11 protein-coding genes are annotated in these 14311 nt (G+C 42.5%); 4 read left to right on the plus strand and 7 right to left on the minus strand.

Annotated elements, in window-relative coordinates; translation table 11 throughout:
* Positions 1 to 45 precede the first annotated feature (45 nt).
* A complete protein-coding gene (locus L4D20_RS11045) occupies positions 46 to 906 on the plus strand; it encodes a LysR family transcriptional regulator (protein ID WP_428801622.1) in 861 nt (286 codons plus the stop codon).
* A 109-nt stretch (positions 907 to 1015) separates the two neighbouring features.
* On the opposite strand, the gene cydC is transcribed toward L4D20_RS11045, so the two are convergent.
* From cydC to L4D20_RS11065, 4 genes are all read right to left on the minus strand, one after another.
* Positions 1016 to 2737 carry a heme ABC transporter ATP-binding protein/permease CydC gene (gene cydC / locus L4D20_RS11050; RefSeq protein ID WP_428801623.1) on the minus strand — a complete coding sequence of 574 codons (1722 nt, stop codon included), beginning with the start codon at positions 2735 to 2737 and terminating at the stop codon, positions 1016 to 1018.
* Positions 2730 to 4517, minus strand: a complete 1788-nt coding sequence (gene cydD, locus L4D20_RS11055; RefSeq protein ID WP_428801624.1) for a heme ABC transporter permease/ATP-binding protein CydD — start codon at positions 4515 to 4517, stop codon at positions 2730 to 2732. Before cydD ends, cydC begins: the two co-directional genes overlap by 8 nt.
* 129 nt (positions 4518 to 4646) lie before the next feature.
* Positions 4647 to 5609 carry a thioredoxin-disulfide reductase gene (gene trxB, locus L4D20_RS11060; RefSeq protein ID WP_428801625.1) on the minus strand — a complete coding sequence of 321 codons (963 nt, stop codon included), beginning with the start codon at positions 5607 to 5609 and terminating at the stop codon, positions 4647 to 4649.
* A 261-nt stretch (positions 5610 to 5870) separates the two neighbouring features.
* A complete protein-coding gene (locus tag L4D20_RS11065; protein WP_428801626.1) occupies positions 5871 to 6695 on the minus strand; it encodes a DUF2797 domain-containing protein in 825 nt (274 codons plus the stop codon).
* A gap of 275 nt (positions 6696 to 6970) precedes the next feature.
* Between L4D20_RS11065 and L4D20_RS11070 the strand changes: the two genes are divergently transcribed.
* The gene (locus L4D20_RS11070; RefSeq protein ID WP_428801627.1) at positions 6971 to 8275 is read left to right on the plus strand and encodes a GGDEF domain-containing protein; all 1305 of its coding nucleotides are present in this window, start codon (positions 6971 to 6973) and stop codon (positions 8273 to 8275) included.
* A gap of 21 nt (positions 8276 to 8296) precedes the next feature.
* On the opposite strand, the gene L4D20_RS11075 is transcribed toward L4D20_RS11070, so the two are convergent.
* The 3 genes from L4D20_RS11075 to L4D20_RS11085 all read right to left on the minus strand — a co-directional run bounded on the left by L4D20_RS11075 (position 8297) and on the right by L4D20_RS11085 (position 11135).
* Positions 8297 to 9058 carry a SanA/YdcF family protein gene (locus L4D20_RS11075; RefSeq protein ID WP_428801628.1) on the minus strand — a complete coding sequence of 254 codons (762 nt, stop codon included), beginning with the start codon at positions 9056 to 9058 and terminating at the stop codon, positions 8297 to 8299.
* The gene (locus L4D20_RS11080; RefSeq protein WP_428801629.1) at positions 9031 to 9354 is read right to left on the minus strand and encodes a DUF3392 domain-containing protein; all 324 of its coding nucleotides are present in this window, start codon (positions 9352 to 9354) and stop codon (positions 9031 to 9033) included. Before L4D20_RS11080 ends, L4D20_RS11075 begins: the two co-directional genes overlap by 28 nt.
* A 92-nt stretch (positions 9355 to 9446) precedes the next feature.
* Positions 9447 to 11135: an NAD-dependent malic enzyme gene (locus L4D20_RS11085; protein WP_428801630.1), complete on the minus strand. Its 1689-nt coding sequence runs from the start codon at positions 11133 to 11135 to the stop codon at positions 9447 to 9449.
* 182 nt (positions 11136 to 11317) lie between these two features.
* Between L4D20_RS11085 and L4D20_RS11090 the strand changes: the two genes are divergently transcribed.
* Together L4D20_RS11090 and L4D20_RS11095 are read left to right on the plus strand one after the other, a co-directional pair.
* Positions 11318 to 13663 carry a helicase-related protein gene (locus tag L4D20_RS11090; RefSeq protein ID WP_428801631.1) on the plus strand — a complete coding sequence of 782 codons (2346 nt, stop codon included), beginning with the start codon at positions 11318 to 11320 and terminating at the stop codon, positions 13661 to 13663.
* A gap of 218 nt (positions 13664 to 13881) precedes the next feature.
* A complete protein-coding gene (locus L4D20_RS11095) occupies positions 13882 to 14259 on the plus strand; it encodes a transporter (protein WP_428801744.1) in 378 nt (125 codons plus the stop codon).
* The last annotated feature ends 52 nt before the right edge of the window (positions 14260 to 14311 follow it).

The following is a 14311-nucleotide window of genomic DNA, read 5'->3' on the forward strand; positions in this document are numbered from 1 at the left end:
TAAAAAAGCATAGCTTTTCGACGAACATGGTCATATTATTAGTCCATGATTGCATTAGAACATTTGCACGTTATAAGCGTGATTCACCAAGAAGGTAGCTTTAGAAAAGCGAGTGAACGTCTTTTCAAGGCGCGTTCTGCCGTGTCTTATTCAGTAAAACAGGTCGAAGAGTATTATCAGGTCGAGATCTTCAATCGCGATACCTACCGGCCAGAGTTCACTCGTAATGGCAAAATATTACTCAATAAAATTCAACATCTTCTTAATGAAGCGAATGAGTTCGATTTATTTGCTAAACAAATGAATAGTGAAGTCGAGGCTGAATTACGCCTGAGCTTTAGCGCAATATTTCCGATGGAAAAAGTGTCGATGCTGTTGTTGGCCTTAAAACAGCAGTTTCCGAAAACGATTATTCATCTGAATATAGAGACAGCTTCCGGCGAAAGGATGTTGCTTGATGATCTCGTTGATATAGGCGTATATGCAGGGTTAGAAAAGGATGACAAAGTACAGTACCGCTGTGTTGATCATTGTAAATTACCTGTTTTTATTTCAAGCTCATTTCCATTGGCAGGCAATAGCGACATTACTCAGCTAGACCTTACTCAGTATCCTCAGATCGTCGTTAAATCTTCTTATAAAACCAATCCGGATTCAGGCATAGTCAAAGACGGTCTACAGTGGTATGTATCAGATCATAATACTAAAAGGTCGCTAATTCGCAGTGGGCTAGGTTGGGGGCGTTTACCTCTTCATGAAGCCAAACAAGATGTTTTGGACAACAAACTGATCCAATTGGATTCGTTGCAAGCGATGGAAGTGCCCGTTTTTACAGCGAAGCTCAAGACTAAAGCCTTAGGTCCTGTAGGTAAGATGGTATGGGAGTTTTTTGATGATTTTGAGTAGTGGCTAATTCAGTACGAAGTTAATTGAATTAACATACGAAGCATAACCAGAAAGCGATACATCGATTAGATATTCGCTTACTGGTTACACATACTGATAGCTGGAAGTGTTACAGAGTTTGAGTTAATTGGAAGTAGCGACCTTGCTGACCCAACAGCTCTTCATGGCTGCCCATCTCAACAATCTCTCCTTGTTCAATAAGACAAACCTTATCCATTTTATGTAGATTGACCAAACGGTGAGTAACGAATAGCACCGTCTTGTTGACGAAGTGTGACTCAAACAGTGCCATGATCTGCCGTTCTGTATGTTTATCTAATCCTTCGGTTGGCTCGTCTAGCAATAGGATAGGGGCGTCATGAAGAATGGCTCTTGCAATACCAATTCGACGTTTTTCACCACCGGACAAATGGCGTCCACCGTCTCCAAGCCATGTGTCTAGCCCTAGATCATCGAGCAGTTTACTTAAACCAACCTTGTTCAGTGACTCTGATAAAGCGTCATCATCTGCCGATGGTTTCGCCATTAGAAGGTTGTCTCTTAGCGTACCGTTAAGAATATCGACACGTTGGCTGACTACTGAAATTGAGGCACGTAATTGACTCTCGTTCCAATCAACAAGAGGGATACCACCTATCGATATTTTTCCTTGTTTAGGATCCCAATAACGATTGAGTAATTGCAGTAAGGTTGATTTTCCAGAGCCTGTTTGACCAACAATCGCAATTCGCTCATTAGTCGTAACGCTCAAGTCAATAGATTTTAATACCGTTTGTTCGCTATCTGGGTATTGAAAGGTAACATCGTTAAACTCAATCGAGTAAGACTCAGTTCGCTCAGATTTTTGTGGGTTAAAGACAACGTCCGGCTTCGCTAAGATGACTTCATTGAGTCGTCTAGCAGAAGTGAGAGTTTGACCTAAATGCTGGAATGCTCCGGCGATAGGCATGAGTAGTTCGAAGCTAGCCATTGTTGCAAAAGCTATCAAGGCAATCATCGGATCCGGAGGATTACCGCCTACACCGTCGGCAGATAGCCAGATAATTAGCACTAATGTCCAACCATTCGCAAGCATCAGGAGAGCCTGAGCTAAACCCGAATAGTGGGCATTAATAAACTGATTTGAAACTAATTTGTTTTGTGCATCCAAGATAGCGTTACGGTATTTCTCTTCAGCGCCAAACAGAGTTAATTCACTGTAGCCTTCCAACCAATCCAGCGTTGATATACGAAGTTGTGACTTATTCTCAGTAAGCTGCTGTCCATTTCGTTTGCCAAGTTTGTAGAAGACAATAGGCCAAGTAGCTAAAAGAATCAGCAATATGGAGCCTAGAGTAAGCCCAAGGGTTAAATCAAACCAACTCAAAAACAGAGTAAGAGTTACTATACCAAAAAAGCTAACAATAACAGGGCTAATCAAGCGTAAATAGACGTGATCCATCGCATCAACATCGGCGACTAAGCGATTGAGTAAGTCACCATCTCGAAGCGTTGAAATTTTTCCCGGAATAAGAGGGGTTAACTTCTTGAAGAAGAAAATACGTAGGTCTGTAAGAAGCTTAAAGGTAGCATTATGGCTTACAACGCGCTCACCCCATCGGCCTGCTGTTCTGCCCATTGCAAATCCACGGACAAAAGCGCCGGGGAGCATATAGTTAAAGGTTTCGCGAGCTACTGTTAAACCGGCAATAGCTGCTGCTGATAAAAACCAGCCAGATAGTGTTAGCAAACCAATTGACGCGAATAGGGTGGCAAATGCTAGTAACATTCCAAGTGATAAGCCGAACCAATGCTTTTTATACAGTTTTAGATAAGGGAGTAAATCACGCATCTAAATTCCCCTTATTTGCTTGGTTAAAGGCTTGATTTGAAGAGAGCATGGTATGGAACAGTCCTTTCTTTGATGCTAACTCATCGTAGCTTCCAGATTCGGCAATTAAGCCGTCACTCATGACGAGTATTTGATCCATATTTTTGAGTGGATCTAATTGGTGCGTCACCATTAACGTTGTTTTGTGCTTGGTTTGGCTGTTCAATCCTTGTGTTACAAGTTGTTCACTTCGTGCATCCAAACTTGCTGTTGGCTCATCTAGCAGCCAAAATTGCCCTTGTTGTAACATAGCGCGAGCAAGTGCAATACGTTGAGCTTGCCCAACAGAAAGTCCACCAGAACGGTCTGAAACTAAATAGTCTAATCCATGTTGGTCAACAAACTCTGCTGAGTAAGAGTCTTTCAGTACTTGAGTGATGGCCTGCTCGGTAACTGATTCATTACCCAAGGTGATATTGTCTCGAATGGTTCCATGAAGCAAAAGTGGGTTTTGACCTACCCAACTGATGGATTGACGCCAACTAGAATGATCTATTTGATTTAACTCTATGCCATTAATACTCAAACTACCCTGATAAGGCATAAAGCCCAAAATAGCGTTTACTAAGGTTGTTTTTCCTGCGCCACTAGGGCCTACAAGTGCCGTATTAGACGACGAGTTTATGTTAAATGAAATTGGGCCGACAAGTTTCGTTCCATCTGGGCTGAATATTTCCAAGTTATTTGCGGAAATAGAGATGCTGTCATCATTGTTAATGGCTACATCGCCCGATTGAATCTGACTGACATCCGTCTCCAAAAATTCAACGATGCTTTCTGCTGCGCCAACAGCCTGCTGCTTAGCGTGGTAATAAGTGCCCAAATCACGAAGAGGCTGATAAAACTCAGGCGCGAGAATGAGGATAAATAAACCAGCAAATAGAGTGACTCCGATACCGTAGTGTCCGAAATTAAGCTCACCAATGAAACTGAACCCAAAGTAGACGGCGGTAATGGCGATAGAGAGAGAAGTGAAGAACTCTAAAACCGCCGATGATAAAAATGCAACTTTAAGTACATCCATAGTGCGAACACGAAATACTTCGGATGCGCCTTTCAGTACATCAGCTTCAGCTTGAGTGCGATCAAACAGGCGAATGGTTGTCATCGCCTGCAAACGGTCATAGAAATGCCCAGAAAGTCGTTGCATGGCTTTAAAGTTTTTTCTATTCGCGTCGGCTGCTTTCATACCAACCATAGCCATAAATAAGGGTACTAGCGGTGCTGTGATCAGGAAGATAACACCGGCAGCCCAGTTGATAGGGAAAACAACGATGAGAATGATAAAAGGCACGAAAACAGACAGTGACATTTGAGGTAGGTAACGAGAGAAGAAGTCTTGCATATCTTCGACTTGCTCAAGTAATAATGTCGCCCATGCGCCTGCTGGCTTACCTTTAATATACGTTGGGCCTAGTGCGCGTAATTTGTCTAGGATAAGTTGGCGGATGTAAATTCGTATCTGTTCACCACAGCGAAATCCTGCGATTTCTCTACCCCATGAGCAAGCTGCACGAACTGCAATGGTGGCAGCGAGTGCTATAAAGTAAGGAATGAGTTCACTTTTATCTACTTGTTCGATAATAAGCTGACTTAAAATTGAGGCGAGAAGTGCAGCTTGAGCCAATAAAAAAATACTTGAAAGCACGCCTAGGCCAACAGTTATCATAAGCCAGCGTTTGGCAAGCTTACTTTGCTGTTTGAGCCACATATTTAAGCTACGTTGTTTTTTCTTATCCATTTGAAAACTTAATGATAATTATTATGAATTTTATAGCGGCATTATACAAAAGAAAGCCCAAAGGGAATACCTTTGGGCTGTAGGGATTTGAACTAAATATTAAAACTAATATTTAATTAAAACTAAACGTTAAGCTTGATCAGCTAAAGCGTCTAAATAACGCTCAGCATCGAGTGCTGCCATACAACCAGTACCTGCGGATGTAATCGCTTGACGGTAGTTATGATCCATAACATCACCTGCTGCAAATACACCTTCAACACTCGTTTGGGTTGCGTTTCCATCTAGACCCGATTTAACGATGATGTAATCATCTTTCATTTCAAGCTGACCTTTGAAGATTGCTGTATTTGGTTGGTGACCAATCGCGATGAAAGCCCCCATAACTTCAAGGTCTTCTGTCAAATCTGAACGAGTATCTTTGATGCGTACACCTGTCACCCCCATATCATCACCGAGCACTTCTTCTAACGTACGATCGGTATGAAGAACGATATTACCGTTTTCAACTTTGTCCATTAAGCGCTTCACTAATATCTTCTCAGAACGGAAAGTGTCACGGCGGTGAATAAGGTGAACCTCAGAAGCAATGTTAGACAGGTACAGAGCTTCTTCAACCGCGGTATTTCCGCCACCAACAACCGCTACTTTTTGGTTTCGATAAAAGAATCCATCACACGTTGCACATGCTGAAACACCACGGCCTTTAAACGCTTCTTCTGACTCTAGACCAAGGTATTTTGCTGATGCACCTGTTGAAATGATCAAAGCGTCACAAGTGTACTCTGCGCTATCACCTTTAAGGCGAAATGGACGTTGGCTTAAATCCACGTCGTTGATGTGATCGAAGATCATTTCGGTTTCGAATCGTTCGGCATGTTCTTTCATGCGGTCCATAAGTGCTGGGCCTGTTAATCCTTCAGGATCGCCGGGCCAGTTTTCGACTTCAGTCGTCGTTGTTAATTGGCCGCCTTGCTGCATGCCTGTAACTAAAACAGGATTTAGATTTGCACGAGCTGCATAGACTGCTGCTGTGTAGCCTGCTGGGCCTGATCCAAGAATTAGTAGATTACAATGTTTAACGTTGCTCATTCTGGCTCCAATACTGATATTTGAATGCTAATTGGGATGATTGTATGGAAGATATGGGGGCAAAGGAAGGACAAACAAGTGCTCTAGAGTGAATAAAAGGGAATAGGTTAGAACCAATGATGTGGTCATGCAAAAGCATCAAATAGAGTTGGATTAGCCTAAGATAAAAATGATAATTTTCTGATATGAGTGGCGATAAATATATCTACGGTCGATAGCTGAAATAGGGCCCCTGCGTACGTTAACGAGAGGCCTGATTTGTTACGCTTCGACTTCAACCTCATAAGAGGTGAATTTACGAATATTAATCACGCCGGTATCCAAAATGAGGTACTGACCCTTTATCCCTTGAAGTGTTCCGGTTACCTCAGGGTTTTTATCGAAATTATGCGAAACAATTTTCGTCGGGTGCTGAGTGACTGGATAACTTATTGGTGTAATGTCTGTGCTTAGAATCTCAATGGAATCATCGCCAAACTGCTGTTTAATTTCATCGACTTTGTGTTGTACGAGAGGGAGCAGTTCCGCAAAGCGTTGTTCCAGTGGTAAATCCTCACCGTCCTCTTTTAAGAGAGTGCGCCAGTTCGTTTTATCCGCAATGTGCTTAGCTAACTCAATTTCAATCAACCCTGAAATGTAGCGGGTCTTCACTTTGAAAATAGGTAAGCCTTGAGTGGCACCTTGATCAATCCATCTTGTTGGTATTTGAGTATGACGTGTAATGCCGACTTTTATGCTCGATGTGTTTGACAGGTAAACAAAATGGTCGACCATGCAGTTCTCTTCGCCCCATTGAGGCTCGCGGCAAGTTCCTTGTTCATAATGACAAGTTTCCGGCTTCATAATACACATATCGCAACTGGCGAGTTTTCTCATGCACACATAACAGTGACCTTGAGAATAACTTTTCTTCGTTTTCTTTCCACAAGCGCTGCAAAAGATATTACCTGTATGGGTTAATGTGATTGTTTTGCCAATGAGCGGGTTAAGCTCAACCAGTTCGTTACCAACGGGTAATCGATAGCTTACTGTTCCCTCTAAAGAGGTTGACATTTTTTTAAGTGTACCTAGTACGGTTAATGACATGACTTTGCTCTATTTTTTATAATTATGACTGAGTTTAACAAACAAAATGTGTTGAAATAAAATGTGATTTATCAATAGTGCTTTATACTTGATTTACTAGTTGCATAGAACCAATACGTGAAGTACACCGTAAATAATTACGCAATGATAGGTTGCGAGATGAAAAAGATTGAACCAAGCTCTCGCTCATCTCAAAATTGACTAGTGATAAATCAAACCGAGTGATGGATCAAATTTTTGACTGAGCGTATTAGCTTTGGAGCCAAGACAACTGCATGAAGTTTATACATAAATCTGTACTTTTCATGGTTGTTATTACCATCTTAACTGTCCAACTTTATCTTGTGTACGGAGATGGTCGAGTTAAAACAATCCCCCCACATTTATACACATTTTTTGCAACCACTGATACCTATAACGGTGGGCTATCTACCGCGAAAATTGATATTAATCGACAGAGTGTTGTTCTTACGTGTGAGCTAAAAGAGAGTGATTACCCTTGGCCATATTGTGGCGTTTCTATTCATCTTCATAAAGAGGCTGATAAGGGTTTTGATTTTTCCGGTTACCACACCGTTCGGCTTAATGTTGATTTAACCAACCTTGCTGATAATTCGCACCCACGAATGCGTTTCTATATGCGTAATTTTAATTCTGAATATTCTACACCTGATAATGAGTATACCCATAAGTACAACGGAATTGAGTACTCACCAGCTCAGGGACAAGGACTGCTTGAGATTCCCTTATATAGCCTTCAAGTGATGACTTGGTGGTTAGTCGACAATAATATTCCGATTAGACACTCTGCGCCTGAGTTTACCAATATCAATAAAATCGAGTTTGCGACGGGATCTAGTGCCGGGCCAGGGAACTATAAGATGGAAATTAATGAGGTATCTCTGGTGGGTAAGTATATCCCCGGTGAGACATTATTCATGTCGTTACTTCTTATGTGGGTTGTGGGCGGAAGTCTACTTTTGCTCGGTGAAATTCGCCGTAATCATAAAGTGATTAATCAATCAGCAACAAGACAAGAGCACTTACGAAACATCAACCGCTCGTTGCGTGCACAGAACTTTCAATATGCTGAACTAGCACATCGTGATGCGTTAACCGGAGCGATGAATCGACATGCGATTCGTGACTGGTTGAAAGTACAAAAGGAGAAGTGTTTAGGTGGTGATAGCTCGGTAGCAATACTCTACTTGGATATTGATTACTTTAAGCAAGTTAATGATCAGTATGGGCATAAGATTGGCGATGACATACTGCGTGAGTTCGTTATGGTGGTATTCAGTGTGATTAAGCAAGATCATCGCCTAGTTCGCTGGGGTGGAGAAGAGTTTATAGTTTTTTGCTCAGCGATTGAGCTTGATAATGCGGTGGCACTGGCTGAACAGATTCGACACTGCGTTGAAAATCATATCTGGGTTCATGGAGATCCACTGACTTGCAGTATTGGCGTCTCAATGCTGACGAACGAACGTTCTACCGAAGCGATAGCAAGGGCTGATGAAGCGCTTTACGTAGCGAAGCACGAGGGTAGAAATAGAGTTCAAGTTAGTGAGGCTGGTTAGTCGCTTTGTTTATTGTCCCGATTACTTAGTGAGCGTGCTCTCTTCGGGAGGGCCTTCCAAGATGCTGTTGTTAATAATGGGTTCTTTGGGACCTAAGAATTTTGGTTGAGTATTAATGATGTAGAGATCGAGGAATGCTTTTGCGCGAGCAAACACTTCACGTAGTCGAACTTTGTAACCTGAATGATTCTTTGGCCCAGAGACGGCTAAACAGTGAGCATTGATATTGTGGTGTTTAGCAATAAACAGAGCACGTTCACAATGAAATCGCTGCGTAATTATTAAGAAGTCATCACTTTCGAAGATCTTTTGCGCTCTAATCACCGAATCTAGCGTTCGAAAACCTGCGTAGTCAAGATAGATATTATTTTCTGGGACTCCCGCTTTAAGTAGGTCTCGCTTCATTGTCCACGGTTCATTGTACGAACGATGGGCATTATCGCCACTTAATAGGAAGTCATCCACCTTAGTTTGCTGGAAAAGATCAATTGCCGCATCTATACGATGTTGATAATACTCATTGAGTGTACGGCCTAGGTATTTGCTCGTCCCTAATACAACGGCAACATCGTAATGCCCGATCGATTGGGTGTCAGAGGTAATTGAATCGGATGTTCTCCAGCTAACCCAACGGTCGATCAATGCCAGCGTGAATATGGATAGAACCAGTAAAATGATGGCGTATCGAATCGCCTGGAAGCAGTACTTCCAAGTCCAACGTTTGTGAATTTTAATCTTATGAATCAATTGCACGATTAGATCTGTCGATTTCGTTGAGCCCATAATCCAATAATAATAAAGCTGACTAACACGATGGAAAACATCATACCAGAGTTGAGCCCGCTAAGTGTGCGAGAAAGGTAAGGTGTTGCTTTGACAATGATTAATCCGTAGCCAAATGCATTGATCAAAATAAACACTATAGTACGAATAAGAAAGTGCTGTGTGCGCAAAGTGTGTCTAACGATACGATTTATTTCGGCACCGAATACAACAAGCATGCATGCTATTAATGCCGTTGAAATTTCAAACATGTAAGGGCTTAGATAGCTTCCAATAGGCGCTAAGAAATCAAACATAGAGACCTCAATAGAAAGGCCCTTACCTGCTGCTCAACAGTAGGCAAGGGCTCTTAATCAGAATACAGCAAGAATTGCCGCATATTGGTTGATTAGAATGCAGTTCGTTTGTAACGGCGGTATACAGGTTGCCAGAAGTGTTGGTCAATAGCTGACTCAAGTGCTTCGTCTGTAATCTCTAACGCAACACCTTGTTCAATGGCTTTTTTCGCGACAGCAAATGCAATTTTCTTCGATACCGAGTGGATGGACTCAAGCGGTGGAAGAAGAGCGCCTTGGCCATTAATGGCGAGCGGAGAGCATTCAGACAATGCGCGGCTTGATTCCATTAGCATCTCATCAGTCACACGATTTGCACTTACTGCTAGAACGCCTAAACCAATGCCAGGGAAAATGTAGCTGTTGTTACATTGAGCAATAGGGTATGTTTTTCCATCATGGACAACAGGGTCAAACGGGCTTCCCGTTGCGACTAAAGCTTCGCCATTAGTCCAACGGATAATATCATTCGGTGTTGCTTCAACGCGGCTTGTCGGGTTTGAAAGAGGGAAGACAATAGGACGTTCACAGTGTTTGTGCATCTCTTGAATCACATCTTTACTGAACAAACCAGGAGCGCCAGATACACCAACAAGAACCGTTGGTTTTGCGTTGGTCATTACATCAAGTAGTGAGAACGCTCCGCCATCGTTTTTCCAATTTTTAGTGTCTGCATTTTTTTGTACAAGACGCTGTTGGAAATCTAGAAGGTTTGGCATGCCTTCTTGCAATAAGCCCCAGCGATCAACCATAAATACTTGAGCGCGCGCTTTCTTGTCACTTATTCCTTCAGAGACCATTTGCGCGATGATTGCTTCGGCGATACCACAACCAGCCGAACCTGCACCTAAGAAGGTGACACGTTGCTCTGAAAGTTTACTGCCTGCGGCTTTACATGCAGCAAGGAGTGAACCAACAGTTACAGCTGCTGTGCCTTGAATATCATCGTTAAAGCAACATAGACGATCTTTATAACGCTCAAGCAGTGGCATTGCGTTCTTTTGTGCGAAATCTTCAAACTGGATTAATGCATCAGGCCAACGGCGCTGAACGGCTTGCATAAAGTCTTCAACAAAAGCGTCGTAATCAGAGCCTGTGATTCGAGGGTGTCTCCAACCCATGTACATTGGGTCAGCCAATCTTTGAGGGTTGTTCGTACCCACATCTAAAACGATAGGCAACGTATACGCTGGGCTGATTCCGCCACAAGCTGTGTAGAGTGCCAGCTTACCGATTGGAATTCCCATACCACCAATGCCTTGGTCACCAAGACCAAGAATACGCTCACCATCAGTCACAACGATGACTTTAACGTTGTGGTTGGTTGCGTTGTTTAGAAGGTCGTCAATGCGGTCACGGTTCGCGTAAGAGATGAATAGCCCACGTCCACGGCGATAAATATTAGAGAAGTTTTCACATGCAGCACCAACAGTTGGTGTGTAAATGATTGGCATCATCTCTGAAATGTGGTTCTGAACAAGTCGATAAAATAGGGTTTCATTAGTGTCTTGAATATTGCGCAGGTAGATATGTTTATCCATATCACTTTCAAAGCTGGTGTATTGCTGATACGCACGTTCGACTTGTTCTTGAATAGTTTCAGTACTTTCTGGAAGTAGTCCTTCTAAGTTGAAAGAACTACGTTCATTGGCAGTAAATGCGCTGCCTTTGTTTAGTAATGGAGTACTAAGGAGAGCTGGCCCAGCGTAGGTAATATAGAGGGGGCGTTTATCGTTTTTCATTTTTTGCCTATTGTAGGGTGGAGGGACCTTAAAATGATAGGGATAAGTTATCTTATTGTAAATAGAACACTTGCTGCTCAGTCGTGAATTAAATGGTGTTTATGAAGTTTATTGATTGAAATACGCTTCAGCGGGCAACATCGGTATACTAAGGCGATTAATACTTTAGTTTACGGCTTCTCATGTTATCGCTTCCCATCGACGCTATTCAAACCACTTTTCTCCATCAACTTTCTCAAAATCATCTTGTAGTAGAAGCTGAAACCGGCTCTGGGAAGTCAACTCGGTTGCCATTGTGGGCGAGTGAACAAGGGCGAGTATTGGTGATTGAGCCTCGAAGAATTGCGTGCACATCGTTAGCTCACTATTTGGCGGAGCAAAAAAATCAGCCGATTGGCGATTCGATTGGCTATGCGATCAAACTAGAGACACACTACAGCGAAGAGACGAAAGTTGTCTTTGTTACACCGGGAGTGGCACTTCGCTGGTTTGCTGAAGATAGACTCGCGACATTTGATATTATTATGGTTGATGAGTTTCATGAGCGGCGCTGGGACACTGATTTGTTAGTATCAATGTTAAAAGAGACAAATCAGCATCGTTTGATCATTACTTCTGCAACCATTGAAGGAGAGCGTCTAGCTAATTATATTGGAGCAAAAAGGCTTGAAGCCAAAGGGCGCAGCTACTCTGTGTCAGTATCTAATATCGCTCGTGACTCTGCGCACCTTCCTAGTGCTCAAAACCTAGAACGTGATGTTTGCTCTCAAGTGCTTACAGAGTTAGCGCAAGCAGAAGGCGATATTCTTGTTTTTCTACCCGGGCGAAAAGAGATTGCCCAATGCCTGTCTCAACTTAAAGAGAAGACATCAGCGTTAGTTGTTCCACTGCACGCATCGGTCAGTGATAAGGAGCGTGGAATTGCACTTACTCAGCAAGATCAAAAAAAGGTGGTGCTTGCTACCAATGTTGCTGAAACCTCACTCACCATTCCTAATATATCAACGGTTGTGGATTCTGGGTTAGAAAGGCGTACGGTGCAGCGTAATGGGCGCACAACATTAATGCTAACTCATATATCAAAGGCAAGTGCAAAGCAGCGAATGGGGCGAGCTGGGCGAGTGATGAATGGCCATTGTGTCCGTTTGTACGGGTCTCACGCTGCTTTAGAGTTAATGACGCCCCCTGAATTTCAACGTGAGTCATTAGTTGAACCTATGCTCACGGCATCTATGTGTGGTTATCAATTACGGAAGCTTTCTTGGCTAGATTCTATTCCCCCTAAATCACTGGTTCTTGCGCAAAAAACTCTGCGGTCTATGGAAGCAATTAATGAATTTGGGGAGATTACAGATCACGGAAAAAAACTCTACCCGTTACCGATTGATGCCCTACATGCTGACTTGTTAACTAGAATCACTAAGAAGTCTTTGAAAGAAGCCATGATTGATTTGACGGCTGCGATATCAGTGCCCAGTTCATTATATTCGATGAACCAGAGCAGCGAGTTGATTGAGCAACTTAACCAGTCTGAACCGTTAGGTTGCGATGGAAACTTACTGATTAAAATTGTGAGAGGGGAATCCATTTCCGGTATTAATCTTATTCCAGAAGCCATCACTGAAGCTCAGGGGTTAGCGGCTCAAATGCGAGAACTATTTTCTCTCCCCATGCTAGAAGTTGCCTCTCGATTTAACCAACGTGAATTGACTATTGAAATAGCTAAGTTATATCCCGAACTCGTATTTGTCCGACGTCAGAAGCGTAAAGAAGCCCTAGGAAATGGGCTAATGGAGGTACTCCCTGCGAGAAACAGTCGATTCTTTGATAAGTCAGAGGCGGCCATTGTCCTTGATTTGCATAGCCTACCTGGAAGGGGAGTAAAACAGACGTTGAATCTGGCGACCGTTATGATGCCCATCACCATTTCAGATGTGGTTGAGTGCGGTTTGGGTGAATGGAAACAAGGTAAAACCCAAGTTGAAGCAGGTATCGCCTACAGTCAAATGGCACTTCATTACGCTAATCGAGTAATTGCCCATAAACGGATAGAGGCAACGGGGGAATTGACGAATAAAACAATTCTGGATGAAGTAACGTCCGGTAGAGTACTCCCCGGTTTTGCCATCAAGCGCACTGAAGAAATTGAGCTTTGGAAACTCTATGTGGAACTTGGTCTCGCTGACGTGACTGAGCATGGAGACATTACATTCGATTCATGGTTTTCTCAGCAACTGGATGATTTGGAATTAGACTCAATTCAAGATTTGGCGCTATTTGATTCAGATGATTTTGAATTTTCTGGGATCCCTTATTGGGAATACCAAGAATTTGCGACAAAATATCCATTCTCATTAGCGTTAGGAGATTTAAATCTGCGAGTGAGTTATGAGCAAAAAAAGAAGTTGGTTGTTGTGACTTATCAAAGTGGGCTACGAAAAGGTGACCCGAAACGATGGGAGCTACCGCGTTGGGTTGGTTGGCGTGTCCGCTATAAAAAAGCGAGTCGTATAATCGACATTAAATAAACTCTGACTCAGAGTGCATATTAATTTTGGCTATGAAATATTAACTACTAATGCAGGAGATGATTATTTCTTGTGCTTCATTTGTTACATAACTGGTTTTTATATAGCTTTTAAACCTGCTTTTTGGCTATAAAAGACCGTTGTCTTATATCCTATTGATATATCCGTCGTATTGCATGATATTGGTTTCTTAAGATGAACAATACATCGAGAAAATGATGGATGAACAAAAAAAACAGTGCGTAGTTTTTGACTATACGTCTTTTCTTGGAGCTTCGTGTACCAAAAAATGGACCTTTCTAGAGGCTATGAGCTCGCTAGCCCCTGCGATGGCTCAATTGATGAGTAAACGCCCTGAAACGCTGGTTCCTGTTGAAGAGCGCCTTTGGACATCTGCTCTGCAATCCCTATCACCAAGTTACAGTGACGAAGTGAACCTACTCACTCTTGTTGAGCTGGCTAAGGAAGAGGGTATTGATCAACTTAAAGTGGTTATGCCTTACTCCTTAGAGCAAAGACAGATCGATGCGATTCAAAAAGAGTGCGATCTAGCGATTGAAAATAAGCAGCAAGAAGAGTTTGTAGTACATCTTTAATTCAGATGAATGCATAAGCGTTGATCTGGACTTCGTTTTATTTCTTTCATCA

It is taken from the genome of Vibrio kyushuensis (assembly GCF_050337325.1).
In the GTDB taxonomy this organism is placed as follows: Bacteria; Pseudomonadota; Gammaproteobacteria; order Enterobacterales; family Vibrionaceae; genus Vibrio; species Vibrio kyushuensis.

Excerpts from the sequence above, each read along its gene's own strand:
- L4D20_RS11080 (WP_428801629.1), bottom strand. The coding sequence starts at position 9,354 with ATGTTTGATTTCTTAGCGCCTATTGGAAGCTATCTAAGCCCTTACATG.
- trxB (WP_428801625.1), bottom strand. The coding sequence starts at position 5,609 with ATGAGCAACGTTAAACATTGTAATCTACTAATTCTTGGATCAGGCCCA.
- L4D20_RS11075 (WP_428801628.1), bottom strand. The coding sequence starts at position 9,058 with ATGGGCTCAACGAAATCGACAGATCTAATCGTGCAATTGATTCATAAG.
- L4D20_RS11070 (WP_428801627.1), top strand. The coding sequence starts at position 6,971 with ATGAAGTTTATACATAAATCTGTACTTTTCATGGTTGTTATTACCATC.
- L4D20_RS11090 (WP_428801631.1), top strand. The coding sequence starts at position 11,318 with ATGTTATCGCTTCCCATCGACGCTATTCAAACCACTTTTCTCCATCAA.
- L4D20_RS11085 (WP_428801630.1), bottom strand. The coding sequence starts at position 11,135 with ATGAAAAACGATAAACGCCCCCTCTATATTACCTACGCTGGGCCAGCT.
- L4D20_RS11065 (WP_428801626.1), bottom strand. The coding sequence starts at position 6,695 with ATGTCATTAACCGTACTAGGTACACTTAAAAAAATGTCAACCTCTTTA.
- L4D20_RS11095 (WP_428801744.1), top strand. The coding sequence starts at position 13,882 with ATGGATGAACAAAAAAAACAGTGCGTAGTTTTTGACTATACGTCTTTT.
- L4D20_RS11045 (WP_428801622.1), top strand. The coding sequence starts at position 46 with ATGATTGCATTAGAACATTTGCACGTTATAAGCGTGATTCACCAAGAA.
- cydC (WP_428801623.1), bottom strand. The coding sequence starts at position 2,737 with ATGCGTGATTTACTCCCTTATCTAAAACTGTATAAAAAGCATTGGTTC.
- cydD (WP_428801624.1), bottom strand. The coding sequence starts at position 4,517 with ATGGATAAGAAAAAACAACGTAGCTTAAATATGTGGCTCAAACAGCAA.